Genomic DNA, 25309 nt, shown 5'->3' on the forward strand with positions numbered 1-25309 from the left:
AGCATAGTATTCATGGCCAATAAATTTAAATCTCTATTGAACTGGGTTAAGTCAGGTTCTCCTTGGATCTGGCTGACCGGTGGTGCGGTTAGTATCAGTATGCTTTCCGTGCTTGGTTTGATGCTGTTAATCGGCTGGAAGGGGCTTACGTACTTTTGGCCTGCACCACTCTACCAATGGCAACTTGACGATTCAGCACAGTCACAAGTCGAACTGAATGGTTCGCCAGATCGCCTTATCGGTCAACTTTATGAGAACAAATACATTCCGATTGCTCAGATCCCCCAGTCTCATGAGCACCTATCTGAGCAGCAACTTACTACGGGCTTAGTGAAACGCCTAAGCGTCAAAGTGGCGAATCGTGAGTTGTATCCGGCAGATTTCGTATCGATTCTAGATATCAATCTACAGCAGCCAACAGAGCCGGAAGGGTGGGCAGTGATAGAGCGTAGTCGTGGTGGTTACTTCTTTGGTAAGCCAATTCGCTTTGAAAGTGCGGCTGGCTCAAGTGTGACTGATATTGACCAGTCTTTAGAAGAAGGGCTGGCGTTTGCGGATGTACTTCGTGAAGAGACGTCGCGGATTGTAAATCAAGAGATCCGTGGGATCAGTTGGCAGTTAGAGAAGTTGAGGCTTGAAAAGCGCAAACTGGAGCTGAATGAGAAAATCAGTGAGAGTTATTTGAAAAGTTATGAAGATACTCGACGCGCACTCAATCAACAACTGGATGATGCTGAACTGCGTTTAGAGCAGCTTAGAACTCAGCTCAACGTAGAGAGCCTAGTTGTCGAAGACATGACGGGACAGCAGGTTGAGATTCCATTAAGCCATATCTTAGATTACTGGTATCCGAATCAGATGAACTATGCTGAGAAAGTCACTCACTGGTTCAAACAGATCTGGAAGTTTTTGTCGGATAACCCAAGGGAGTCGAACTCTGAAGGGGGTGTTTTCCCTGCGATATTCGGCACAGTCTTGTTGGTTATCTTGATGTCGATCGTGGTGATGCCTCTTGGTGTTATTGCTGCGATTTACCTCCATGAATATGCAAAGACCAATGCACTCACGCGCTTGATTCGTATCGCGGTAATCAACTTGGCTGGTGTTCCTTCGATTGTTTACGGTGTATTTGGCTTGGGCTTCTTCGTTTATACCATTGGTGGGTCGATTGATACGCTGTTTTATGCTGAGCGTTTACCGGCTCCGACCTTTGGTACACCCGGGCTTTTATGGTCTTCATTGACTTTGGCGGTTTTAACATTGCCAGTCGTTATTGTGACGACAGAAGAAGGTTTGACGCGAATTCCTAGCGCGGTTCGTCATGGTTCGTTAGCGTTAGGGGCGACACAGTTCGAAACCTTGTGGCGAATTGTACTGCCGATGGCAAGCCCAGCAATTATTACAGGTTTGATCTTGGCGATTGCTCGTGCGGCTGGCGAAGTTGCGCCGTTAATGCTGGTTGGGGTGGTGAAGCTGGCTTCAAGCCTCCCTGTTGATGGGCAGTTTCCGTACGTTCATTTGGATCGTAAGTTTATGCACTTGGGTTTCCATATTTATGATGTTGGCTTTCAAACGTCCAACATAGAAGCAGCTAGACCTTTGGTGTACGCTACATCGTTTCTTCTCGTTACTGTGATTGTGGGGTTAAACCTGACTGCGATTAATATTCGCAATAACTTGCGTGAGAAGTACCGAATCTTAGGACAAGATTAGATGTTTTCAATTAATGAAACCTTGGGTTATTACGCCCCGCTTGATGTTCACAACCTAACGGACGAACAGACAGCCATCTCGATTGAGAGCTTAAATCTTCATTATAAAGAGAGCCAAGCGCTCGACGATATCTCAATGAAGATTCCAAAAGGGCAGGTGACGGCGTTTATCGGGCCTTCTGGGTGTGGTAAATCGACCTTGTTACGCTGCATTAACCGAATGAATGATTTGGTGGAAGGGTGTCGAGTGTCTGGCAAAGTGAAGCTTTATGGTCACAATGTTTATGATCCTCAAGTGGACGTGGCCACCTTACGCCGACGTGTGGGTATGGTTTTTCAGAGGCCAAACCCTTTCCCTAAATCGATCTATGAAAACGTGGTTTACGGCTTACGCCTTCAAGGTATGAGCAATAGCCGTGATCTTGATGATGCGGTTGAACGCTCTTTACGTGCAGCAGCCTTATGGGATGAAGTGAAAGACAGGTTGCATGAAAATGCATTTGGTCTCTCTGGCGGTCAACAGCAGCGCTTGGTGATTGCGCGTGCAGTGGCTATTGAGCCTGAAGTTCTGTTATTGGATGAACCAACGTCTGCATTGGATCCTATCTCCACTCTGACGATTGAAGAGCTGATTAACGATCTTAAAACGCAATATACGGTAGTGATTGTGACTCACAACATGCAACAAGCAGCGCGTGTCAGTGACCACACCGCGTTTATTCATATGGGTAAGTTGATCGAGTACTCAGATACAGATTCAATCTTTACTTCGCCATTGAAAAATCAAACAGAAGACTACATTACAGGAAGATACGGTTAAGCTTGCTGTTCCCATAGCAGGCCATTATTTAGGAGCTGACATGCATTTCGGTCGTCATATATCTGGACAATTTAACGTTGAACTTGAGTCTATACGTACTCATGTTCTAACTATGGGCGGCCTTGTGGAGCAGCAGCTTTCTTTTGCCATGCAGGCTCTGCACAAAGACGATATCGAGTTAGCTAAGAAAGTGATCCGTGATGATCATAAAGTCAATGCGATGGAAGTCTCGATCGATGAAGCCTGTACTCGAATCATTGCTAAGCGACAACCCACGGCGAAAGATCTCCGCCTAATCATGGCGATCATAAAAACCATTACCGACCTCGAGCGTATCGGTGATGTTGCCTCTAAGATTGCGCAGGGTGCAATTGATATCCCTTCAACTAAAAATCAGAAGTTTCATGTTTCATTAGAACCATTGTGTCGTCATGCGATTGCGATGTTGCATCAGGTTCTCGATGCCTTTGCACGTATGGATGTTGATGCCGCCGCAGAAGTGCATAAACTTGATGATAAGCTTGATGCAGAGTATGAAGCGGTGATTCGCCAGCTGATGACCTACATGATGGAAGACCCGAAGAATATTCCGAATATTCTACAGGTGATGTGGTCAGCTCGCGCTATTGAGCGTGTTGGTGACCGATGCCAAAACATTTGCGAGTACATCATCTACTTTGTGAAAGGAAAGGATGTACGCCATCTAGGAAACCAAAGCCTAGATGACGCACTGAAGTAGTTTGATAATCTAAATTCTTGATCTAGAGAGTCATAATGGCACCAAGGTTAACGTTAATCGTGGTGTCATAAGGAATATCAGTTTCGTTATGGTCGAAGACGTTCATGTCGGCTCCTTTGACTTCGTTCTTGATAAACCATTAACTGTGATTTCGGATAGCGTTTTTTACGGCTCTAATTTTATCTGAGCTAGTGATAGGAATAAGGTAGTCATCGATATCCTGATTTCCCATTTTTGCTTCTGATGTTCTCTTCATTAAGCTATGACGGGTGGTTTTCCCCGATAGGTGTAGTGCATTGACCTTTGGTGCTTGTAAAAGAAGTGAAGCGTTTTCAGCATTAACACCAGCCCCAGCCATAATATCGATACGACCTTTAGCCAGCTTAACCATATCATCTAAAATCTCTATTCCGTCCTCGGCCGTTGGCGCAAGCCCTGAAGTCAGTACTCGTTCAAAGCCAAGTTGAATGGCTTGTTCTAGAGCAAGCTTATAGTCTGGAGAGACATCAATTGCTCGGTGAAGCGTCATACCGAGATTTAAGTTTTTCGCCTTTTGGGTCAATCTCGCCAAAGCAATCATATCCAAACAGCCATTAGACTGAGTCACACCCAGAACAACACCTGTTAGCCCAGCTATAGCAGCCGCTTCAATATCTTCTAGCATGCATTCAATGTCTTCTGCATCGAAGATGAAGTCGCCTTGCCTTGGGCGGATCATTGCGTAAACAGGAATTGAAGATAGCTGTGCTGCTTTTTTCATAAAGCCAAAACTTGGGGTTAGACCGCCTAAAGCAAGAGATGAGCAAAGTTCTATACGATCAGCGCCACCTTCGATAGCAAGGTGAAGCGACTCGAGATTATCGATACATACTTCTAATTCAGGTTTCATTTTTTCATTCCGAAGAGGGGATAACGGGATGATAGCAATTGAAAGTAATGGAAGGGTAGAGGGAATCAGAGTGAAATAGGGGTAAATCTTTTCAGTAACCACTGCCTCAATTTAGAGGCTTGAGGTGAGTCGATAAGAAAGTGCCTGGCCAATATAACAAAAGCCCGAAGCATGAACTTCGGGCTTTTAATAAGACTTTACTTCTTAACTGATTGGCGTTGCACTTTGTGCTATTGCTTTACGCTTCTTGTGCCTTTGGCTACTAAGAGAGCTTCCAACCATTCACCCGAGTTGAGCGCGGGCTTAAGAATGTAATTACTTGCTTAGGTCGTCTGCGTGCTCAGATAGGAATGCTGCAACACCTTTTGGAGATGCGTCCATACCTGATTTGCCTTCTTCCCATTGTGCAGGACAAACTTCACCGTTCTTCTCGTGGAAGTTTAGTGCGTCTACCATGCGTAGCATTTCGTCGATGTTACGGCCTAGTGGTAGGTCGTTAACTACTTGGTGACGTACAAGACCGTCAGCGTCGATTAGGAAAGAACCACGGAAAGCAACGCCAGCTTCTGGGTGCTCTACGTCGTATGCTTTACAGATTTCGTGCTTAACGTCAGCAACTAGTGGGTATTTAACTTGACCGATACCGCCGTCAGCGATAGCAGTGTTACGCCATGCGTTGTGAGAGAATTGAGAATCGATAGAAACACCGATTACTTCAACGCCTTTAGCTTGGAAATCTTCTAGACGGTTGTCGAAAGCGATAAGCTCTGAAGGACAAACGAATGTGAAGTCTAGTGGGTAGAAGAAAACAACCGCTTTCTTACCTTTTGTGAACTCTGCGAAGTTGAAGTTATCAACGATTTCACCGTTACCTAGAACAGCTGCTGCAGTAAAGTCAGGGGCTTGACGACCTACTAGTACCATTTTGGAATCTCCTAAAAAATTAGTTGGCCCAATACTTCTTTGATTGGGCTCCGTTTCTACGCGACAAACTATAGTACAATCGGTACTATAGAAAAAAGCGAATTAAATAGATTGAGTTAATCGAAAAAAACGATAAACCTTCTCTTTGTCCTTTCCAAGTCTATCGACCGTTTAGGAAGCGTAGACTCCAAATTATCTTACTCATATTACAAAGTAATTTCATGAATAAATGGCCAAGTCTTAAGCAACTTCACTATCTGGTGACACTCCATGAAACACGTCACTTTGGCGATGCCGCTGAGCGTTGTTTCGTGAGTCAATCGACTCTAAGTAAAGGTATACAAAATCTTGAAGAGTTGATCGGGTGTCCTCTATATGAAAAGAAAGATAAGAAGAGCCCACTGGTGTTTACTCATGCAGGTGAACAGGTGGTAGAGCATGGGCGTGAGCTGCTAGCCAAAGGGCAAGACTTGGTTGAGCTAGGGCGACTATGCCAAGGCGGTGATATGCAGGGGCAGCTTAAAGTGGGCTGTATTCCGACGATTGCCCCTTTTCTTTTATGTAATCTCGTTCAAGAGGTTAATGTTCGCTTCCCAGAATTGAACATGTTGTTGCGTGAAGATACCACTACGAATTTGTTGGCTGCGTTACGTCAAGGTGAGCTAGACGTCTTGATACTAGCTTTGCCTGTCGATATTGATGGAATGGAAAGCCAAATTGTCGGCAGTGATCCGTTTCGAATGATCATCAGTCGTAATCAAGCGGACGCGATTCGCACGCCAATCAAATATGCCGATCTTCCGGATGAGTCGGTGTTCCTTTTAGAAAAAGAGCACTGTTTAACCGAGCATGCAGTGTCGGCTTGTCAATTGACTGATAAAGAGAAGATCAATCCGTTTTCTGCAACCAGCCTTCACACGTTAGTGCAAATGGTCGCCAATGGTTTAGGCACAACATTCATTCCTCAGATGGCGATTGATCATGGTTTGATTGAGAACCAGAACTTGGTGGTGGTCGATGCGCCGGGGCAACAAGCCCACCGTCACATTGGTTTAGTGTGGCGTCCTAGTTCTTCACGAGTAAGCACATTCAATCAGTTGGCAGAAGTGGTGTCGGAATTACTTTAATCTTTTTTGTATTCACGATAGCAATAAGTATTAAGTCAAATTTCCTAATAGCTCAAATAAAAGCACACTGCATTTAGTGTGCTTTTTAGTATTTTGTTCTGTTGAAATGCTTTTGTTCAACGGCAAATAATGGAAGGTTTGTTAGATAGCTTTCATTCAATTGTGAAATTTCACACGATGAATTTTACACATTTCTTTTTGCTCCTTGTTTAACTTCCTTGATGCATAGGCTCAACCGTGGTTGAAGATTAACGGTAATCTCACGGTTACTTCAAATTAAACAGTTGTTTTAAACTGGGCGTTGCTCAACTTTTTAACGTAATAAAATTACGTAAATCCTCGAAGAGTAAGCTGTGAAAAAGCCACTCAGATCACAACGATATAAAGCTTTGAATTTAACTTTCCATTAACTTTAGACCTTTTGCTCTACCTTGGTTTGGGTTAGATTAACTGCATGAAGATTAAGACTTATGTCTAGCTGTAGCTTACTTGTAATCGATTTCAAATTTGGAGATGGTAATAAGCGAAAGCAGCATGGAGCAGACATACATCGACGAGCAATCCCCCATAATATTAATCAGCTTGTCGATGCAAAATGTCGTTTTTGAGTTACAAACGTTTTTAGCGTTATGGCTCGTATTTAGATTGATAGAGATAGTGTCGAAACAGGGAAGTATGTTTGCTACATAAAAACCAAAGCAGACATACCTTACGCCACAGGCAAGCTTGAGGGATTAGGTACCCTTTCACCTAGCCCTTAAGTTATTTTCCCGAAATGAAGCCCAAACCTTTTTATATGTACAAGAGTGCAAAATGCGAAATCAAGGAGTGCTGTGATAAGCAAAGAAATAAGCAAAAAGTAGGAAGGCCGCCTACCTATATAAGAGTGGAAACCAGATCGAGCTATAACAAGATTCCTTACTGTTTACAGGAACGCATGAAACCCTGACCTTCGAGCGGCCCAATCCAGCCGCTCATTTTTTTGTCTGTCATCTATCAAAATTCACCGAGCGAGACGAACGGAATCAAGCTTGTTGAATTCGATTTGGACAATAAGCCCGCTTTAAAGAGCGTTTACTACACCTCAATCTCTTCAGGTTCACTCTCTTCTTGCAGCTCCAGTAGATTGATCGCAATGGTCACGAAGTCACTGTCTGTGATGATGCCAACTAACTCACCGTGCTCTAAAACAGGTAAACAACCTACCTTGTGTTTCTGCATATAAATAGCTGACTCTTTGAGCCCTGCCCTCGGTTCAACTGACATGACGTTCTTGTGCATGATGTCATTGAGTGGTGTGGCGAGAGTATAAGATTGAGCTTGAGGGATATTTTGTAGGCTGGATTCTTGAGCGGCAAGGACATCACGTTGAGTCACGACACCAAGCAGTTTTCTGTCTGCATCTACGACTGGAATATGCCGTATATCCAAAGCTTCCATGGTGTGTTTAGCATCAGCGAGTGAGTGTGAGCGCAATAGGGTATGAGGGTTGCGAGTCATCATGTCTTCAACCTTGATCATACAGACCTCCTTATTATTCCGTTTTACTACTTCCACTATAGATTTATCTCCCCCAAATATCTGAGAGCTAACTCATTATTGAGTGACTTTTATGCAACAAATATCGTTAAAGTTATGTCAGATTTGACGTCGAATTTTTACGCCTATTTACAATAATCCAGTACTCAAAACCTTGCTATTGCGTCACGTGTGCCTATACTAGCCCACTGCGAAAAATTTAGTCGCCGCTTTGTGTCGTCTACTAAATTGACCTCATCCAACTAAACAAGACTAGAAAAATGCAAGTTTCAGATTTTCACTTTGACCTACCCGATGAACTCATTGCTCGCTACCCACAAGAGGAGCGCACAGCAAGCCGCCTATTAAAGCTAGATGGCAATACGGGTAACCTAAATGATGGCTCATTTAAAGATGTTCTAGACTTGGTTGAACCAGGTGACTTAGTCGTCTTCAACAATACTCGAGTTATCCCTGCACGTGTTTTTGGCCGCAAGGCTTCAGGCGGTAAACTAGAGGTGCTTGTCGAGCGCATGTTGGATGAGAAAAGCATTCTTGCACACGTTCGTTGTTCAAAATCACCAAAGCCAGGTACACAGTTGTTCTTGGGTGAGAACGATGAATATGAAGCAGAGATGGTCGCACGTCATGATGCACTGTTTGAGATTCGTTTTACTTCTGAAGAGAGCGTTCTAGATATCTTGAACAGCGTTGGTCATATGCCGCTGCCACCTTACATCGATCGTCCAGATGAAGATGCTGATAAAGAGCGTTACCAGACCGTCTATAATGAGAAACCGGGTGCGGTAGCTGCGCCAACGGCGGGTCTTCACTTTGATGACAAGCTAATGGCTGACATGAAAGCTAAAGGTGTTGAGTTTGCTTATGTGACGCTTCACGTTGGTGCGGGTACATTCCAACCAGTGAAAGTGGACAACATCAACGACCACCACATGCATGCTGAATATGTTGAAGTACCACAAGAAGTTGTTGATGCGATCGCGGCAACTAAAGCTCGCGGTGGCCGTATCATCGCTGTTGGTACTACGTCAGTTCGCTCTCTTGAGAGTGCGGCACAAGACGCTCTGAAAAACGGTACGGAATTAGTACCATTCTTTGGCGATACCGAGATCTTTATCTTCCCTGGCTATGAGTACCAGCTGGTGGATTGTCTGATCACTAACTTCCACCTGCCTGAATCAACGCTGATCATGCTGGTGAGTGCTTTTGCTGGTTATGATAACGTGATGGGTGCTTATGATCATGCTGTAAAGAGCGAGTACCGCTTCTTCAGCTACGGTGACGCGATGTTCATCAATAAGAAAACAAGCTAATTTTAGCCAGTAATAAGCGATATACATAGAATTTACGGGTGCTAGCAGTAGGCTAGGAGAGAGGTTGAACATCAGCTTCTTTCTCGCAAGGAATCCGCGACCGCTCCTCATAGAGTCTTAAGGCGAACTTAAGCTCTGAATTAACAGTCAGATTGTTTCTCTGGCATATTGGAGGCTTCGTGAAATTAAAATACGAACTTAAGAAAACAAACGCTGGTGCACGTCGTGGTCAACTTCAGTTTGAACGCGGTACCGTTGAAACACCAGCATTCATGCCTGTAGGTACTTACGGTACTGTAAAAGGTATGACTCCTGAAGAAGTAAAAGACACAGGCGCTGAGATCCTACTGGGGAACACATTCCACCTATGGCTACGTCCTGGTCAAGAAATCATGAAAATGCACGGTGATTTGCACGATTTCATGAACTGGCAAGGTCCTATCCTTACTGATTCAGGCGGCTTCCAAGTATTCAGCTTAGGTGCGATGCGTAAAATCACTGAAGAAGGTGTTCACTTCCGTAACCCTGTAAACGGTGACAAGATCTTCATGGACGCAGAAAAGTCGATGGAAATCCAAAAAGATCTAGGTTCAGACATCGTGATGATCTTCGATGAGTGTACGCCTTACCCTGCGACACACAAAGAAGCGAAAGACTCTATGGAGATGTCTCTACGTTGGGCTGAACGTTCACGTAACCACTTCGACAAACTTGAAAACCCGAACTCACTATTCGGTATCGTTCAAGGTGGTGTGTACGAAGACCTACGTGATATCTCTGTTAAAGGTCTAACTGAAATTGGCTTCGACGGTTACGCGGTTGGTGGTCTAGCAGTAGGCGAACCAAAAGAAGACATGCACCGCATTCTTGAGCACACATGTCCTCAACTGCCAGAAGACAAACCACGCTACCTAATGGGTGTAGGTAAACCTGAAGACCTAGTTGAAGGTGTTCGTCGTGGTATTGACATGTTTGACTGTGTAATGCCAACGCGAAATGCACGTAACGGTCACCTATTTGTGACTGAAGGTGTGATCAAGATCCGTAATGCGAAGCATAAAACGGATACAACGCCACTAGATTCAGAGTGTGACTGTTACACTTGTAAGAACTACAGCAAGTCTTACCTACATCATCTAGACCGTTGTAACGAAATCCTAGGGGCGCGCCTGAACACGATTCACAACCTGCGCTTCTATCAACGTGTTATGTCTGATATCCGTAAAGCGATTGATGAAGACCGTTTTGAAGAGTTTGTGGAAGAGTTCTACGCAAGAATGGGACGTGAAGTTCCACCACTAGGTAAAGAATCTTAGTATTTCTTTTGCGAGCCCCGTCTCTATTCATAGGGATGGGGCTTGAAAATAAAGGGATGCAACCCAATAAGACAAACAATTACGAAAATATAAATAGAGGATGTTTTAATGTTTATTTCTCAAGCACATGCAGCAGCAGAAGGTGCGCCAGCTGGCGGCGGTTTTGAAATGCTAATCATGCTAGGTATGTTCGCGGTGATCTTCTACTTCATGATCTACCGTCCACAAGCTAAGCGTGTTAAAGAGCACAAAAACCTAATGGCTTCGATGGGTAAAGGTGACGAAGTTCTAACAAGCGGTGGTCTGATCGGTAAGATCACTAAAATCGCTGAAGACAATGACTACGTTGCAATCGAACTGAACCCAAACAACGAAGTAGTGATCAAGAAAGACTTCGTTACAGCAGTGCTACCAAAAGGTACTCTGAAATCTCTATAAACAGCTAGAGGATCCTCGCTGTGCTAAACCGTTATCCGTTATGGAAGTACTTGATGGTGATGTTTACCATTGCCATCGCTGCGTTGTACGCACTTCCAAATCTATACGGTGAAGATCCGGCAGTTCAAGTTACAGGGGCGCGTGGCGCCTCTGTAGATATGTCTACGCTGGATACTGTCACCAAAGCTCTTGAAGCCGAGAGCCTTCCTACTAAATCCGTTGCTCTAGAAAACGGTTCTATTCTTGTACGCTTTAACGATACCGATACTCAAATCAGTGCGCGTGATGTGATCACTGAAGCTTTAAATGAAGATGTTATCGTTGCCTTAAACTTAGCGGCTTCAACTCCAGACTGGCTTGAATCAATTGGTGCGGCACCAATGAAGCTTGGCCTTGACCTACGTGGTGGTGTTCACTTCTTGATGGAAGTGGATATGGACGCTGCGATGGAAAAACTGGTAGGCCAACAAGAAGAAGCGTTCCGTAGCGAACTTCGTGAAGAGAAAATCCGTTACCGTGCAATTCGTCCATCTGGTAAAGATGCGGTTGAAGTACTGCTACGTAACGAGGAGCAACTTGCAGCGGCGAAAACGTTGCTAGAGTCTCTGCACCCAGATATGACTTTCGTTGATTCTGAGTCGAACGGTCGTTTCTCTCTGATTGCTAACTTTACTGAAACGCGTCTGCAAGAGATCCGTAACTACGCTGTAGAGCAGAACATCACCATCCTTCGTAACCGTGTTAACGAATTAGGTGTTGCTGAGCCGCTAGTTCAACGTCAAGGCGCAAGCCGTATCGTAGTTGAGCTACCAGGTGTTCAAGACACTGCTCGTGCAAAAGAGATTCTTGGCGCGACGGCAACGCTTGAATTCCGTGAAGTTGATAGCTCTGCGGATCTGGCTGCAGCTGCGGCAGGTCGTGCACCAGCAGGTAGCGAAATTAAGCAAGACCGTGATGGTCGCCCTGTTGTTCTTAAGAAGCGCGTTATCCTAGGCGGTTCGAGCATTACAGATGCAAGCTCAAGTGTTGATGAATATGGTCGTCCTCAAGTTAACATCTCGCTAGACAGCGAAGGTGGTAGCAAGATGTCTGCATTCTCTCGTCAAAATATCGGTAAGCTAATGGCAACCGTATTTGCAGAGTACAAAGACAGCGGTCGTAAGACACCTGAAGGCAAAGTGATTCTAAGTAAGCACGAAGAAGTGATTAACCAAGCAACGATTCAATCTGCGCTAGGCCGTAACTTCCGTATTACGGGTATCGATTCTGCTGCTGAAGCACACAACCTTGCACTTCTTCTACGTGCTGGTGCTCTGATTGCACCTATCTCGATTGTTGAAGAACGTACCATCGGTCCATCTATGGGTCAGCAGAACATTGATATGGGTATCATGGCGATGATCTGGGGTATGGCTGCAGTAATGCTATTTACGCTTGTTTACTACCGTCGCTTTGGCTTGATTGCTAACGTAGCGCTAATGGCGAACTTGGTGTTGATTATCGGTGTGATGTCGATGATCCCAGGTGCGACGATGACGCTACCGGGTATCGCCGGTATCGTACTGACGGTCGGTATGGCGGTCGATGCGAACGTACTTATTTTCGAACGTATTCGAGAAGAACTACGTGAAGGTCGTAGCCCACAACAAGCGATTCACCAAGGTTATGCGAACGCATTCAGCACCATTGCCGATGCCAACATCACTACGCTACTAACGGCAATCATTCTATTTGCTGTTGGTACAGGTGCGATTAAAGGCTTCGCGGTAACGCTGTCTATCGGTATTCTGACCTCTATGTTTACAGCTATCGTAGGTACACGTTGTATCGTGAACCTAATGTATGGCGGTAAGCGTGTAAACAAACTGTCGATCTAAGGCTAGGAATTAATATGTTTCAGATTCTAAAAGCAGACAAATTGATCGACTTTATGCGTTGGTCAAAGGTAGCTTTTGTTCTTTCTATCTTAATGATTGGTACAGCCATCTTTACTCTATCAACCAAGTCGTTGAACTGGGGTCTAGACTTTACTGGCGGTACCCTGATTGAAGTTGGTTTTGAGCAACCAGCGAACCTTGAAAACATCCGTTCGGCACTAGAGGCAAAAGGCTTTGGTGACGCGACCGTTCAGAACTTCGGTTCTGCTCGTGATGTTATGGTTCGTCTACGTCCACGTGAAGGTGTAGCGGGCGAAACGCTAGGCAATCAGATCCTATCAGCTATCGAACAAGGTACAGGTGAGCAAGTTGAAATGCGCCGTATCGAGTTCGTTGGTCCAAACGTAGGTGATGAGCTAACAGAAGCGGGTGGCTTGGCTATCCTTGTTTCTCTTATCTGTATCTTGATCTACGTATCGGTACGATTTGAATGGCGTTTAGCTGCCGGTGCGGTACTCGCATTGGCGCACGACGTTATTATCACGCTGGGTGTTTTCTCTTTGATGCAAATCGAAGTGGATTTGACCATCGTCGCGGCCTTGCTAACGGTTGTCGGTTACTCACTCAACGATACCATAGTTGTATTCGACCGTATCCGTGAAAACTTCCGTAAGATGCGTAAAGGCGAAGCGCCTGAAGTACTGAACAGCTCAATCACTCAAACACTGAGCCGTACATTGATCACTTCTGGTACAACCTTGTTCGTAGTTATCGCTCTATTCGTTCAGGGTGGTGCGATGATTCACGGCTTCGCTACAGCACTTCTACTGGGTATCACAGTAGGTACTTACTCTTCTATCTATGTTGCTTCGGCACTCGCGATGAAGTTGGGTATCACGCGTGAGCACCTAATGCCACCTCAAGTGGAAAAAGAAGGCGAAGAGTTTGACGAAATGCCTTAGGCCTTGGCTTAATACGTTTCGCTAAACCAGAAAAACCGCTAGTCAGCTAGCGGTTTTTTTATGCCTGAATTTTGTAGGAAAACTCAATACAAATTAAGGTCGAAGTGAGTTGCACTTAATGTCATAAGCGCTATTCTGCTCGCATCTCGCATCTCGCATCTCGCATCTCGCATCTCGCATCTCGCATCTCGCATCTCGCATCCCTGAACCACAGATACTAAAAAACCCCGCAATTGCGAGGCTTTGAATCTTTTAGCTCTTAATTTTATAGAGGCTATCAACGTAAGGCTTAAATTACTTCAGCATGCCTTCGTTTGCATTCTCACGAACGTGTTTAAGAATTGCTTTAACACCGCGTGCGCTTGAAGCAACAACGTTACCAGACTTCATGTAGTCAGTACCGCCAGCGAAATCAGTTAGGATTGCGCCTGCTTCACGAGCAATTAGATCACCAGCAGCCATATCCCACGGTTTTAGATCTAACTCTAGGTAACCGTCAACACGGCCAGCTGCTAGGTAACATAGGTCTAGTGCTGGAGAACCAGTACGACGGAAGTCAGAACAATCTACGAATAGACCAGAGATGATCTTCATGAAAGATTCAGAGTGTTGCTTAGCTTTGAATGGGAAACCTGCAGCTAGGATAGAACCTTGTAGGTCTTTCAGCTGAGTTACACGCATACGAGCGTTGTTTAGTTGAGCACCAGCGCCACGTTGAGCTGTGAATAGCTCGTTTAGCATTGGGTCGTAAACACACGCTACTTCAGTACGGCCGTTCATGCGAACAGCGATAGATACTGCGAAGTGTGGGAAGCCTTTAACGAAGTTGTTGGTGCCATCTAGTGGGTCAACGATCCATTGAACATCAGAGTCTTTACCTTCAGTAAGACCGTTCTCTTCTGAAACAATGCTGTGCTCTGGGTAAGAAGCTTTGATTGTTTCAATAATCATGTATTCAGCTTCTTTAGCAATATTTACAACGTAATCGTTGTTGCCTTTCAAAGATGTTTCGATCTTATCAGTTGTTTCTAGAGATTTAGCAATGTGATTGCCTGCTTTACGCGCAGCGCGAATAGCAATGTTTAGCATTGGATGCATATGGAGATTCCCACAAGATGTTAAAGAACGATTTAAAGCGGCGGCGAGTATACCAAAGTTTTTGCAAAAGGGAAGTGGTTATTTTTTGAACTCTTGAAATCACATTCCTGTTAGGGTCTGACCATTTTACTTTGCGATGTGTTAATATCTCGCGATTATTTTTAAAGTGGTGTCATATAGCATGTTAGACAATGTAAAAGTCGTTCTCGTTGGTACTTCTCACTCGGGTAATATCGGCTCTGCCGCTCGTGCGATGAAAGTTATGGGTTTAAGCCAATTAGTATTGGTGGATCCTCAGTGTGAAGTCGATGAGCAAACAATGGCTTTGGCAGCAGGTGCTGGTGACATTGCAGAGAATGCGATCATCGTATCAACGTTAGAAGAAGCGGTGAAAGATTGCGGTTTGGTTGTAGGCTCTAGTGCTCGTTCTCGCACATTAGAGTGGCCGATGCTTGAACCGCGTGAGTGTGGTGAGAAGTTCGCTATCGAAGGGAAAAAACACCCGGTGGCGCTTATCTTTGGTCGTGAGCGTACGGGGTTAACGAATGATGAGCTACAAAAGTGTCACTATCATGTTTGTATTCCGGCTAACCCAGAGTACAGCTCATTAAACCTAGCGATGGCGGTTCAGACATTGAGCTATGAAGTTCGTGTTGCCCACCTAAATCAAGAGGCGAGCCAGTACCCTCCACAAGCTGAAGATGAGTACCCACGTCACGAAGAGCTCGAAATGTTCTACGAGCACCTTGAAAAAGTGATTACGGATACCCAATTCATCTCTAAGGACAAACCAGGTCAGGTGATGAATAAACTTCGTCGCCTGTTTAGTCGTGCACGTCCTGAAATCCAAGAAATTAATACATTACGTGGTATTTTGACTTCGGTTGAGAAGTCTCGAAAGGGTGAGTAAGTACCCATAAATTCCGTAAGGATGAATACCTGACTAAAATAGTCAACTAAATACTTGACCAATTTGGTCGGGTATGGGAAAATTCCAACCACATAAACAATGTGGATACGGTGTGATATGAAACTTACATCTAAAGGAAGATATGCGGTCACAGCTATGCTAGATGTAGCACTGCATTCGCAAAAAAGTCCTGTACCTCTGGCTGACATCTCTGAACGCCAAGGTATTTCGTTATCTTACTTAGAACAACTATTTTCTAAGTTACGCAAAGCTGGCTTAGTCGCTAGTGTTCGCGGCCCAGGTGGTGGTTACCGTTTGGGTGCTGAAGCGGGCGATATCGCTGTCGGAACTGTGATTGCAGCAGTGGACGAATCAGTGGATGCGACTAAGTGTCACGGTCGAGCAGATTGCCAAGGTGGTAGTCGTTGTTTAACTCACACTTTATGGCGTGACTTAAGCTCCCGAATCAGCAGCTTCTTAAATGACATTACGCTCGGTGAGCTAATGAAAGATAACGAAGTCTTAGAAATTTCTGATCGTCAAGATATCGATCTTGCGGTTAATAATGGTTTTGCACATAAAAATACGAGCACTACAACGATTAGTGCAGCACCTCACGGTGCTAATGCCCGCACTTAAGCGGTCAGTTTTTACATTGGAGTAGAAAATGAAACTGCCTATTTACTTTGACTATTCAGCTACTTGCCCAGTTGATTCTCGTGTTGCTGAAAAAATGGTTCAGTGTATGACGATGGACGGTAACTTCGGTAACCCAGCATCTCGTTCACACCGTTACGGCTGGCAAGCAGAAGAGTCAGTAGATAATGCTCGTGAGCAAATTGCCGATCTCCTGAATGCAGATCCGCGTGAAATTGTTTTCACGTCTGGCGCAACAGAATCTGACAACCTTGCGATTAAAGGTGCAGCGCACTTTTACGAGAAGAAAGGTAAGCACGTGATTACGTGTAAGACCGAACATAAAGCGGTTCTTGATCCATGCCGCCAACTTGAGCGCGAAGGCTACGAGGTAACTTACCTAGAGCCAGAATCAAACGGCATCATCGATCTAGACAAGCTACAAGCTGCAATGCGTGAAGACACAGTGCTTGTTTCTATCATGCACGTAAACAACGAAATCGGCGTTATCCAAGATATCAATGCAATCGGCGAACTATGTCGCTCACGCAAGATCATTTTCCACGTTGATGCGGCTCAGTCTGCGGGTAAAATTCCACTAGACGTACAAGAGACTAAAGTTGACCTAATCTCACTTTCAGCTCACAAAATGTACGGCCCTAAAGGTATCGGTGCACTTTACGTTCGTCGTAAGCCTCGTATTCGCCTTGAAGCTCAAATGCACGGTGGTGGTCATGAGCGTGGTTTCCGCTCTGGTACACTAGCGACACACCAAATTGTTGGCATGGGTGAAGCGTGTGCTATCGCTAAACAAGACATGCAAAAAGATTACGACCACGCACTAGCGTTACGTGAGCGTCTACTGAAAGGTGTTCAAGACCTTGAAGCAGTGACGGTAAACGGTGACTTAGACCAGCGTGTTCCGCACAACCTAAACGTGAGCTTCGCTTTCGTTGAAGGTGAGTCTCTGCTTATGTCTTTAAAAGACCTAGCAGTATCATCAGGTTCTGCATGTACATCTGCAAGCCTAGAGCCATCTTACGTTCTACGTGCTCTTGGTCTGAACGATGAACTGGCACACAGCTCAGTACGTTTCTCATTCGGCCGTTTCACAACGGAAGAAGAAGTTGACTACGCAATCGCACAGATTCGTGTAGCAGTAAATAAATTACGCGACATGTCTCCTCTATGGGATATGTATAAAGAAGGGATTGATCTGGACACTGTTGAGTGGGCACATCACTAATCTCACGGATATAGAGGATACGAGGTAACTATCATGGCATATAGCGAAAAAGTAATTGATCACTACGAAAACCCACGTAACGTAGGTTCGTTTGATAAAGAAGACCCAAATGTAGGTAGCGGCATGGTTGGCGCACCGGCATGTGGTGACGTAATGAAACTGCAAATCAAGGTAACACCAGAAGGTATTATCGAAGATGCGAAATTCAAGACATACGGTTGTGGTAGTGCAATCGCGTCTAGCTCACTAGTTACTGAGTGGGTAAAAGGTAAGAGCATCGATGAAGCAGCAGCAATCAAAAACTCTGAAATTGCAGAAGAGCTAGAGCTTCCACCAGTGAAAGTTCACTGTTCAATTCTTGCTGAAGATGCAATTAAAGCAGCCGTTGCGGATTACAAAAAGAAACGTTAATCGTACCCCGTAGCGAATCGTTGCAAAAAAATAGTAGTATTAGGGAGTGCGTCTTGCACTCCCACTGAGTTCTCAAATTATTAAAACAAGGTTGTAGTATGGCCATCACCATGACAGAGACGGCGGCAAGCCGAGTTCAAGCATTCCTAGATAACCGAGGTAAGGGTATCGGGCTACGTTTGGGCGTAAAAACCACTGGCTGTTCAGGTATGGCATATGTACTTGAGTTCGTTGATGAGCTTAACGAGGAAGACCAAGTATTTGAGCACTCAGGTGTTAAGGTCATCATTGATCCTAAAAGCTTAGTTTATCTAGATGGTACTGAGCTTGATTACGTAAAAGAAGGCCTAAACGAAGGTTTTGAATTCAACAACCCAAATGCGAAAGGCGAGTGTGGTTGTGGTGAGAGCTTTAATGTATAAGTGCTTCAATGGCTAAGCATTTATTGTAAGCGCATCGATTGTAAGCAACGTACAATTAGGCTCTGCATCAGGGCCTAAAATTAGGACCACCTTTACATGAATCATTTCGAATTATTTGGGCTACCACTTCAGTTTCAACTGGATGGTAGCCTTCTTGCTTCTCAGTTTAGAGATCTGCAGCGTCAATTTCATCCAGACAACTTTGCGACTGCCTCAGAGCGTGAGCGCTTGCTAGCGGTGCAAAAAGCTTCTCAAATCAATGACGCTTATCAGGTACTTAAGAACCCAATTAGTCGCGCAGAGCACTTGCTAGTGCAAAACGGCGTTGATATCCGTGGTGAACAGCAAACCATGCAAGATCCTATGTTCCTTATGGAGCAGATGGAGCTGCGTGAGGAGTTAGAGCATATCGCAGCAAGTCCAGATGGTGCTGACGAGTTGTACGACTTCGATACTAAAGTTGGCAAAATGTACAAACAACACCTTGCGCAGATCGAGCAACAGCTAGAACAAGCAGCATGGGAAGAAGCCGCTGACACTGTTCGTAAGCTGAAATTCATCGCAAAACTCAAGAAAGAAATAGAGCAAGTCGAAGATCACCTGCTCGACTAGCGACTAGACAAAAGGAATCCTCATGGCATTACTTCAAATTGCAGAACCAGGACAAAGCTCAGCACCGCATGAGCATAAGCTGGCTGTGGGTATCGATCTAGGTACCACCAACTCTCTTGTTGCCTCGGTTCGCAGTGGTGAAGCGACGACCTTAGTAGACGCTCAAGGCCGCTCAATTTTGCCTTCTGTGGTTCATTATCAAGCTGATTCACACACTGTTGGCGTAGAAGCTCGTGGCTGTGCACAGACTGATCCACAGAATACCATCATTTCAGTGAAGCGACTGATTGGTCGTTCATTGGCAGATATTAAGCAGCGTTACCCATCACTGCCATATCAATTTGAAGAGAGCGAGAACGGCTTACCAGTTATTCGCACGAAACAAGGTACCAAGAACCCAATTCAAGTATCGGCTGATATCTTGCGTGCTCTAGGTCAGCGTGCAGAGTCTACGCTCGGTGGTGAGCTTGCAGGTGCTGTCATTACTGTTCCAGCATACTTCGACGATGCGCAGCGCGCTGGTACAAAAGATGCGGCGCAACTGGCTGGTCTTCATGTTCTTCGTCTTTTGAATGAGCCGACTGCTGCTGCGATTGCCTATGGCCTAGATTCAGGTCAAGAAGGTGTGATTGCTGTATATGACTTAGGTGGTGGTACGTTCGACATCTCTATCCTGCGTCTGTCAAAAGGTGTATTCGAAGTATTGGCAACCGGTGGTGATTCAGCACTGGGCGGCGATGATTTCGACCATTTAGTCGCGAATCACTTCCAACAGCAAGCGGGTTTGACTGAGCTGACGGCTGAACAGAACCGTATTCTGCTAGACGCAGCAACGGACGCAAAAATTCGTTTGTCAGCAGATGAGCAAGTTGACGTCGAAGTCCTTGGTTGGAAAGGCACACTGACTCGTGATGAGTTTAACGACATCATCAAGCCACTGGTTAAGAAAACATTGATGTCTTGTCGTCGAGCGCTGAAAGATGCTGATGTAGACGCCGATGAAGTACTTGAAGTTGTTATGGTTGGTGGTTCAACTCGTACCCTGCTTGTTCGTGAAATGGTCGGTGACTTCTTTGGTCGCACACCACTGACAAGCATCAACCCTGATGAAGTGGTTGCAATTGGTGCTTCAATCCAAGCTGATATCCTAGTGGGCAATAAGCCAGATGCTGAGATGCTGTTATTGGACGTTATCCCACTGTCTCTGGGTATCGAAACTATGGGTGGTTTGGTCGAGAAGATTATTCCTCGTAACACCACTATTCCTGTCGCTCGTGCTCAAGAGTTTACTACCTTCAAAGATGGTCAAACGGCAATGACGGTGCATACTGTTCAAGGTGAGCGTGAGATGGTTGATGACTGTCGCTCACTCGCTCGTTTTGCTCTTAAAGGTATTCCTCCGATGGCGGCAGGCGCAGCGCATATCCGCGTAACTTACCAAGTGGATGCAGACGGTCTATTATCTGTGACAGCAATGGAAAAGAGCACGGGTGTCCAAGCGGAAATCCAAGTTAAGCCATCATACGGTCTAAGTGATGATGAAGTGGCTAGTATGCTCAAAGATTCAATGACATATGCGAAAGAAGACATGCAAGCTCGTGCACTAGCTGAGCAGCGTGTAGAAGCGGATCGCGTGATTGAAGGTCTAATTGCAGCAATGCAAGCCGATGGCGACGAGCTGCTTAACGAGCAAGAGAAACAACAGTTGCTGCAAGCGATTGAGTCACTGATCGAAAAGCGTAACGGTGATGACGCTGATGCCATTGAATTAGAGATTAAGAATACAGACAAAGCGAGCCAAGACTTTGCTTCTCGTCGTATGGATAAATCAATTCGTGCTGCACTGTCAGGTCAGTCAGTCGATAATATTTAATAGTTAGAGAATAGATAAACATGCCAAAGATTATTGTTTTACCTCACGAAGATCTATGTCCAGAAGGCGCAGTGCTAGAAGCAGAAACTGGCGAGACAGTACTTGATGTTGCACTAAAAGCAGGCATCGGTATTGAGCACGCGTGTGAAAAGTCGTGTGCATGTACAACGTGTCACGTTGTGATTCGTGAAGGTTTCGATTCATTAGAAGAGAGCGACGATCTTGAAGATGACATGCTAGATAAAGCATGGGGTCTAGAGATGGAATCTCGTTTAGGTTGTCAGGCGAAAGTTGCAGACGAAGATCTCGTGGTAGAGATTCCAAAATACACGCTAAACCTAGCTTCTGAAGATCACTAAAACTCAAGCCACATGGCGAAAATTTTAGTAAAACTGGCGCAGAATAACAGTGTATTAGAGGTGCATTAGTGCCTTTAACTAATAAGGAAATGATATGAGCTTAAAGTGGATTGACTCGCGAGATATCGCGATTGAACTATGCGACTTATACCCTGATACGGATCCAAAAACGGTACGTTTTACTGATCTGCACCAATGGATATTAGATCTTGAAGACTTCGATGATGAACCAAATCACTCGAATGAGAAGATCCTTGAAGCCATCATTCTATGCTGGATGGATGAGATGGACTAACGTCCTACACTCATTTTTGACTTGGAGATAGAGGTAAGCTCTCTGAAAACACAGCCAAGTTAACAATTCTTACTAAAAAAAGCGGACCTTATGGTCCGTTTTTTTATCAAAATGACATTTTACTCCTACATAATGCTAACATCAGTTCGCAAACAAAAAATAATCTGAATCACTAAGGTAACGTGGTTCAAAGACAAGGAGAAATCATGTCTACACAGATGTCAGTATTTTTAAGTCAAGAGCCAGCCCAGCCTCAGTGGGGAGATAAGGCTATCCTTTCGTTTTCAGAAGCAGGTGCAACAATCCACCTAGCAGGAGGCCACGATCTAGGCGCAATCCAGCGCGCAGGTCGCAAACTTGACGGACAAGGTATTGCTTTCATTTCACTGCAAGGCGAAGGTTGGGATTTGGAAAGCGTTTGGGCTTTCCACCAAGGTTATCGTGGTCCTAAAAAACAAACCACGCTAGAGTGGGGCGAGCTACCAGAAGCCGACCAATCTGAGTTAGAAGCTCGTATCCGTGCGACAGATTGGACTCGTGACATCATCAACAAAACAGCGGAAGAGGTTGCACCACGTCAACTGGCAACAATGGCTGCTGAATACATCAAATCTATTGCGCCAGAAGGCACAGTAAAAGCGAAAATCGTTAAAGACAAAGACCTGCTTACGGAAGGTTGGGAAGGCATCTACGCTGTCGGTCGTGGTTCTGAGCGTACATCAGCAATGTTACAGCTCGACTTCAACCCAACAGGCGACGAAAACGCACCGGTGTTTGCATGTCTAGTTGGTAAAGGTATTACTTTCGATTCAGGCGGCTACAGCATCAAACCTGGCCAATTCATGACTGCGATGAAAGCCGATATGGGCGGCGCGGCAACCATTACTGGCGGTCTAGGTCTAGCAATCGAGCGCGGCTTAAATAAGCGTATCAAGCTGATTTTATGTTGTGCAGAGAACATGATCTCGGGTCGTGCTCTTAAGCTTGGTGATATCATCACCTACAAAAATGGGACTACCGTAGAGATCATGAACACCGACGCAGAAGGTCGCTTGGTTCTGGCTGATGGTCTGATGTACGCAAGTGAGCAAAACCCAGAGCTTATCATCGACTGTGCGACGCTAACTGGTGCTGCGAAGAATGCTCTAGGCAACGATTACCACGCACTAATGAGTTTTGATGATGAGCTGTCTCACCAAGCGCTAACAGCAGCAAATCAAGAGAAAGAAGGTCTATGGCCACTTCCTCTTGCTGATTTCCACCGAGGTATGCTGCCATCAAACTTTGCTGATCTTTCAAATATCAGCTCGGGAGATTACACACCAGGTGCAAGCACTGCAGCGGCATTCTTGTCTTACTTCGTTGATGATTACAAGAAAGGCTGGCTACACATGGACTGTGCGGGTACATACCGTAAATCACCAAGTGATAAATGGGCCGCAGGCGCAACCGGCATGGGTGTTCGCACTCTGGCACGCCTGCTTATCGAGCAAGCAAAATAATTATAAAAATCAGGCAGCTATTGGCTGCCTGATTGTTACCTAAACTCAATTAATGAGGGCAGGTGTCGTTTTAGATAACAACAAAAATGAAGTGAAGGAACCCCCTATGGCTCTAGAAAGAACGTTCTCAATTGTTAAGCCAGATGCTGTTAAACGAAACTTGATCGGCGAAATTTACCACCGCATTGAAAAAGCGGGCCTACAAATCGTTGCAGCTAAGATGGTGCACCTAACAGAAGAGCAAGCGAGCGGTTTTTACGCAGAACACGAAGGCAAAGAATTCTTTGGCCCACTAAAAGAGTTCATGACTTCTGGTCCTATCATGGTTCAAGTACTAGAAGGTGAAAACGCAATCGCTCGTTACCGTGAACTGATGGGCAAAACAAACCCAGAAGAAGCGGCGTGCGGCACTATCCGCGCTGATTACGCGATTAGCATGCGTTACAACTCAGTTCATGGCAGCGACAGCCCAGAATCGGCAGCGCGCGAGATTGAGTTCTTCTTCCCTGAATCTGAAATTTGCCCACGTCCTGCTGAATAAGCATTGGGTTAGCGATTCTCAAGGCTTCACTACGGTGAGGCCTTTTTTGTAAGTGGGTTTTACGTAGTTGGAGATTTCAGACATCTCGTTCCTCGATTCTGGAATGACGAGTAGAGAATGGGTTAGTTGCAGCGTCATCCCCGATTGCGACGGAGGAGCGTAGTCGGGAATCTTGCTCTTATTTCGTGAATTGCGAGTAATGAAAGAGGGCTGTGTAAATTTTAATCACTTAACTTTGAATGTCTTAGTAAAGACAGGGTTTTACAACCCTTGTTGAAGATGCGTAAAGGCTGTATAATTCGCGCCCTTAATTATTGTTCCGTCATTGAGAGGCACCATGACCACAGCTAAAGTCAATCTACTCGATTTTGATCGTAAAGGTCTTCGTAAATTTTTCACAGAAGAACTGAATGAGAAAGCTTTTCGAGCAGATCAAGTAATGAAGTGGATGTACCACTTCGGTGTCGATGATTTCGAAAACATGAACAACATCAACAAGAAGCTGCGTGAGAAACTTCAACGTCGCTGTGAGATTGTTGCGCCTGTTGTTTCTGAAGCTCAACACTCTTCTGACGGTACAATTAAATGGGCAATGCGAGTTGGTGATCAAGACGTTGAAACGGTATACATCCCTGATGGTGACCGTGCGACGCTATGTGTATCATCACAAGTAGGTTGTGCTCTTGAATGTAAGTTCTGCTCTACTGCGCAACAAGGCTTCAACCGTAACCTAAAAGTTTCAGAGATTGTTGGTCAAATTTGGCGTGCATCTCGTGAGATCGGCCTTGAGAAAGAGACTGGTCGCCGCCCAATTACAAATGTTGTAATGATGGGTATGGGTGAGCCTCTACTTAACATGAAAAACCTAATGCCATCATTAGAAATCATGTTGGATGATCTTGGTTTTGCTCTGTCTAAGCGTCGTGTAACCGTATCGACTTCTGGTGTTGTATCGGGCCTTGACCAAATGACAGGTAACATTGACGTTGCTCTTGCAATCTCACTACACGCGCCAAACGACAAGCTACGTAGCGAAATCATGCCGATCAACGATCGTTGGGATATTGAAGACTTCCTAGCATCGGTACGTCGTTACATCGCATCGTCAAACGCTAACCGCGGTAAAGTTACCGTTGAGTACGTGCTGCTTGATCATGTGAATGACGATATGGACCACGCACGTGAATTGGCTGAGCTCATGAAAGACACGCCATGTAAGATTAACCTGATTCCATTTAACCCATACCCAGGTTCACCTTACAAGAAGCCAAGCAACTCTCGTATTGATCGCTTCCAGAAAACACTGATGGAATACGATTACACAGTAACAGTACGTAAGACTCGTGGTGACGATATCGATGCTGCATGTGGTCAATTGGTGGGAGATGTTATCGACCGTACCAAGCGAACTAAGCAAAAGGCCGCTGCGGAAACTATTCCAGTAAAAGCGCTTTAATCCTCTCTCCGTTTTGATAACAAGCCAGAAGTCTACTTCTGGCTTGTTTGTTTTTGACTGTTTATCACCTTTTATCTGTTCATCGCGCCACGCTTTATTACATTTTTCGTTAAATTTTGTACAAAACCATGAGCTAATGGTAAATTTTGTCGAAAGAGTTTTTGCCTTGTCAGGGCATTAGCTTATGATTAAAACAGCTTAGACTCAGTTTAAGTACTTACTTGTTACTCGAACCATCAATATGTCTATTTACTAGGTTGGCATTAAACAGATAGCTGCCTGAGAAGCCCTC

The 25309-nt window shown here is 45.1% G+C and carries 25 protein-coding genes; 21 read left to right on the forward strand and 4 right to left on the reverse strand.

The window, feature by feature from the left end:
* The first annotated feature begins 12 nt into the window (after positions 1-12).
* The 3 genes from pstA to phoU are packed head-to-tail and all read left to right on the forward strand — an operon-like array spanning position 13 to position 3271.
* Positions 13-1713, forward strand: a complete 1701-nt coding sequence (pstA, locus tag AC6I7V_RS02695) for a phosphate ABC transporter permease PstA (protein WP_261882616.1) — start codon at positions 13-15, stop codon at positions 1711-1713.
* The gene (pstB, locus tag AC6I7V_RS02700; protein ID WP_255231390.1) at positions 1714-2532 is read left to right on the forward strand and encodes a phosphate ABC transporter ATP-binding protein PstB; all 819 of its coding nucleotides are present in this window, start codon (positions 1714-1716) and stop codon (positions 2530-2532) included.
* A gap of 40 nt (positions 2533-2572) precedes the next feature.
* On the forward strand, positions 2573-3271 hold the full coding sequence (phoU, locus tag AC6I7V_RS02705; protein ID WP_032551280.1) for a phosphate signaling complex protein PhoU: 699 nt from the start codon (positions 2573-2575) through the stop codon (positions 3269-3271).
* A 139-nt stretch (positions 3272-3410) separates the two neighbouring features.
* Here phoU and AC6I7V_RS02710 read toward each other — a convergent pair whose 3' ends face one another.
* The gene (locus tag AC6I7V_RS02710; RefSeq protein ID WP_498011284.1) at positions 3411-4160 is read right to left on the reverse strand and encodes a copper homeostasis protein CutC; all 750 of its coding nucleotides are present in this window, start codon (positions 4158-4160) and stop codon (positions 3411-3413) included.
* A 315-nt stretch (positions 4161-4475) separates the two neighbouring features.
* A complete protein-coding gene (locus AC6I7V_RS02715; protein ID WP_004740353.1) occupies positions 4476-5084 on the reverse strand; it encodes a peroxiredoxin C in 609 nt (202 codons plus the stop codon).
* 221 nt (positions 5085-5305) lie between these two features.
* On the opposite strand from AC6I7V_RS02715, the gene AC6I7V_RS02720 reads away from it, so the two are divergent.
* Complete coding sequence (locus AC6I7V_RS02720; protein WP_239842326.1) at positions 5306-6211, forward strand: hydrogen peroxide-inducible genes activator; 906 nt, start codon at positions 5306-5308, stop codon at positions 6209-6211.
* Between the two features lie 1077 nt (positions 6212-7288).
* Here AC6I7V_RS02720 and AC6I7V_RS02725 read toward each other — a convergent pair.
* Positions 7289-7732 carry a CBS domain-containing protein gene (locus tag AC6I7V_RS02725; RefSeq protein ID WP_255231388.1) on the reverse strand — a complete coding sequence of 148 codons (444 nt, stop codon included), beginning with the start codon at positions 7730-7732 and terminating at the stop codon, positions 7289-7291.
* 278 nt (positions 7733-8010) lie between these two features.
* Here AC6I7V_RS02725 and queA point away from each other — a divergent pair, with 278 nt between their 5' ends.
* From queA to secF, 5 genes are all read left to right on the forward strand, one after another.
* Positions 8011-9063 carry a tRNA preQ1(34) S-adenosylmethionine ribosyltransferase-isomerase QueA gene (gene queA / locus AC6I7V_RS02730; protein WP_255231387.1) on the forward strand — a complete coding sequence of 351 codons (1053 nt, stop codon included), beginning with the start codon at positions 8011-8013 and terminating at the stop codon, positions 9061-9063.
* A gap of 179 nt (positions 9064-9242) precedes the next feature.
* A complete protein-coding gene (gene tgt / locus AC6I7V_RS02735; RefSeq protein WP_255231386.1) occupies positions 9243-10379 on the forward strand; it encodes a tRNA guanosine(34) transglycosylase Tgt in 1137 nt (378 codons plus the stop codon).
* Between the two features lie 108 nt (positions 10380-10487).
* Entirely contained in the window at positions 10488-10817 is a 330-nt protein-coding gene (gene yajC, locus AC6I7V_RS02740) for a preprotein translocase subunit YajC (protein WP_032551291.1), read from the forward strand.
* A 20-nt stretch (positions 10818-10837) separates the two neighbouring features.
* On the forward strand, positions 10838-12694 hold the full coding sequence (secD, locus tag AC6I7V_RS02745; RefSeq protein ID WP_255231385.1) for a protein translocase subunit SecD: 1857 nt from the start codon (positions 10838-10840) through the stop codon (positions 12692-12694).
* 14 nt (positions 12695-12708) lie between these two features.
* Positions 12709-13656, forward strand: a complete 948-nt coding sequence (gene secF, locus AC6I7V_RS02750; RefSeq protein WP_032551294.1) for a protein translocase subunit SecF — start codon at positions 12709-12711, stop codon at positions 13654-13656.
* Between the two features lie 294 nt (positions 13657-13950).
* On the opposite strand, the gene suhB is transcribed toward secF, so the two are convergent.
* Entirely contained in the window at positions 13951-14754 is an 804-nt protein-coding gene (gene suhB / locus AC6I7V_RS02755; protein ID WP_032551298.1) for an inositol-1-monophosphatase, read from the reverse strand.
* A 181-nt stretch (positions 14755-14935) separates the two neighbouring features.
* Here suhB and trmJ point away from each other — a divergent pair, with 181 nt between their 5' ends.
* The 12 genes from trmJ to rlmN all read left to right on the forward strand — a co-directional run bounded on the left by trmJ (position 14936) and on the right by rlmN (position 25017).
* Positions 14936-15664: a tRNA (cytosine(32)/uridine(32)-2'-O)-methyltransferase TrmJ gene (gene trmJ / locus AC6I7V_RS02760; RefSeq protein WP_255231384.1), complete on the forward strand. Its 729-nt coding sequence runs from the start codon at positions 14936-14938 to the stop codon at positions 15662-15664.
* 117 nt (positions 15665-15781) lie between these two features.
* Positions 15782-16303 carry a Fe-S cluster assembly transcriptional regulator IscR gene (iscR, locus tag AC6I7V_RS02765; protein ID WP_255231383.1) on the forward strand — a complete coding sequence of 174 codons (522 nt, stop codon included), beginning with the start codon at positions 15782-15784 and terminating at the stop codon, positions 16301-16303.
* 28 nt (positions 16304-16331) lie between these two features.
* On the forward strand, positions 16332-17546 hold the full coding sequence (locus AC6I7V_RS02770) for an IscS subfamily cysteine desulfurase (RefSeq protein WP_032551302.1): 1215 nt from the start codon (positions 16332-16334) through the stop codon (positions 17544-17546).
* Between the two features lie 33 nt (positions 17547-17579).
* Positions 17580-17957 carry a Fe-S cluster assembly scaffold IscU gene (iscU, locus tag AC6I7V_RS02775; RefSeq protein ID WP_032551304.1) on the forward strand — a complete coding sequence of 126 codons (378 nt, stop codon included), beginning with the start codon at positions 17580-17582 and terminating at the stop codon, positions 17955-17957.
* 98 nt (positions 17958-18055) lie between these two features.
* Positions 18056-18379, forward strand: coding sequence for an iron-sulfur cluster assembly protein IscA (gene iscA / locus AC6I7V_RS02780; protein WP_032551305.1), 324 nt, complete (start codon positions 18056-18058; stop codon positions 18377-18379).
* A 96-nt stretch (positions 18380-18475) separates the two neighbouring features.
* On the forward strand, positions 18476-18991 hold the full coding sequence (gene hscB / locus AC6I7V_RS02785) for a co-chaperone HscB (RefSeq protein ID WP_255231382.1): 516 nt from the start codon (positions 18476-18478) through the stop codon (positions 18989-18991).
* A gap of 22 nt (positions 18992-19013) precedes the next feature.
* Positions 19014-20864 (forward strand): Fe-S protein assembly chaperone HscA, encoded by a 1851-nt coding sequence (gene hscA, locus AC6I7V_RS02790; protein ID WP_498011285.1) that lies wholly within the window; start codon positions 19014-19016, stop codon positions 20862-20864.
* Positions 20865-20884: 20 nt separating this feature from the next.
* On the forward strand, positions 20885-21223 hold the full coding sequence (gene fdx / locus AC6I7V_RS02795) for an ISC system 2Fe-2S type ferredoxin (RefSeq protein ID WP_032551309.1): 339 nt from the start codon (positions 20885-20887) through the stop codon (positions 21221-21223).
* A gap of 94 nt (positions 21224-21317) precedes the next feature.
* Positions 21318-21518: a Fe-S cluster assembly protein IscX gene (gene iscX, locus AC6I7V_RS02800; RefSeq protein WP_032551310.1), complete on the forward strand. Its 201-nt coding sequence runs from the start codon at positions 21318-21320 to the stop codon at positions 21516-21518.
* Between the two features lie 206 nt (positions 21519-21724).
* Positions 21725-23020 (forward strand): aminopeptidase PepB, encoded by a 1296-nt coding sequence (gene pepB / locus AC6I7V_RS02805; RefSeq protein WP_255231379.1) that lies wholly within the window; start codon positions 21725-21727, stop codon positions 23018-23020.
* Between the two features lie 106 nt (positions 23021-23126).
* Positions 23127-23561 carry a nucleoside-diphosphate kinase gene (gene ndk / locus AC6I7V_RS02810; RefSeq protein WP_261882622.1) on the forward strand — a complete coding sequence of 145 codons (435 nt, stop codon included), beginning with the start codon at positions 23127-23129 and terminating at the stop codon, positions 23559-23561.
* A 337-nt stretch (positions 23562-23898) separates the two neighbouring features.
* The gene (gene rlmN / locus AC6I7V_RS02815; RefSeq protein ID WP_032551314.1) at positions 23899-25017 is read left to right on the forward strand and encodes a dual-specificity RNA methyltransferase RlmN; all 1119 of its coding nucleotides are present in this window, start codon (positions 23899-23901) and stop codon (positions 25015-25017) included.
* The last annotated feature ends 292 nt before the right edge of the window (positions 25018-25309 follow it).

It is taken from the genome of Vibrio sp. KUL70 (genome assembly GCF_059725515.1).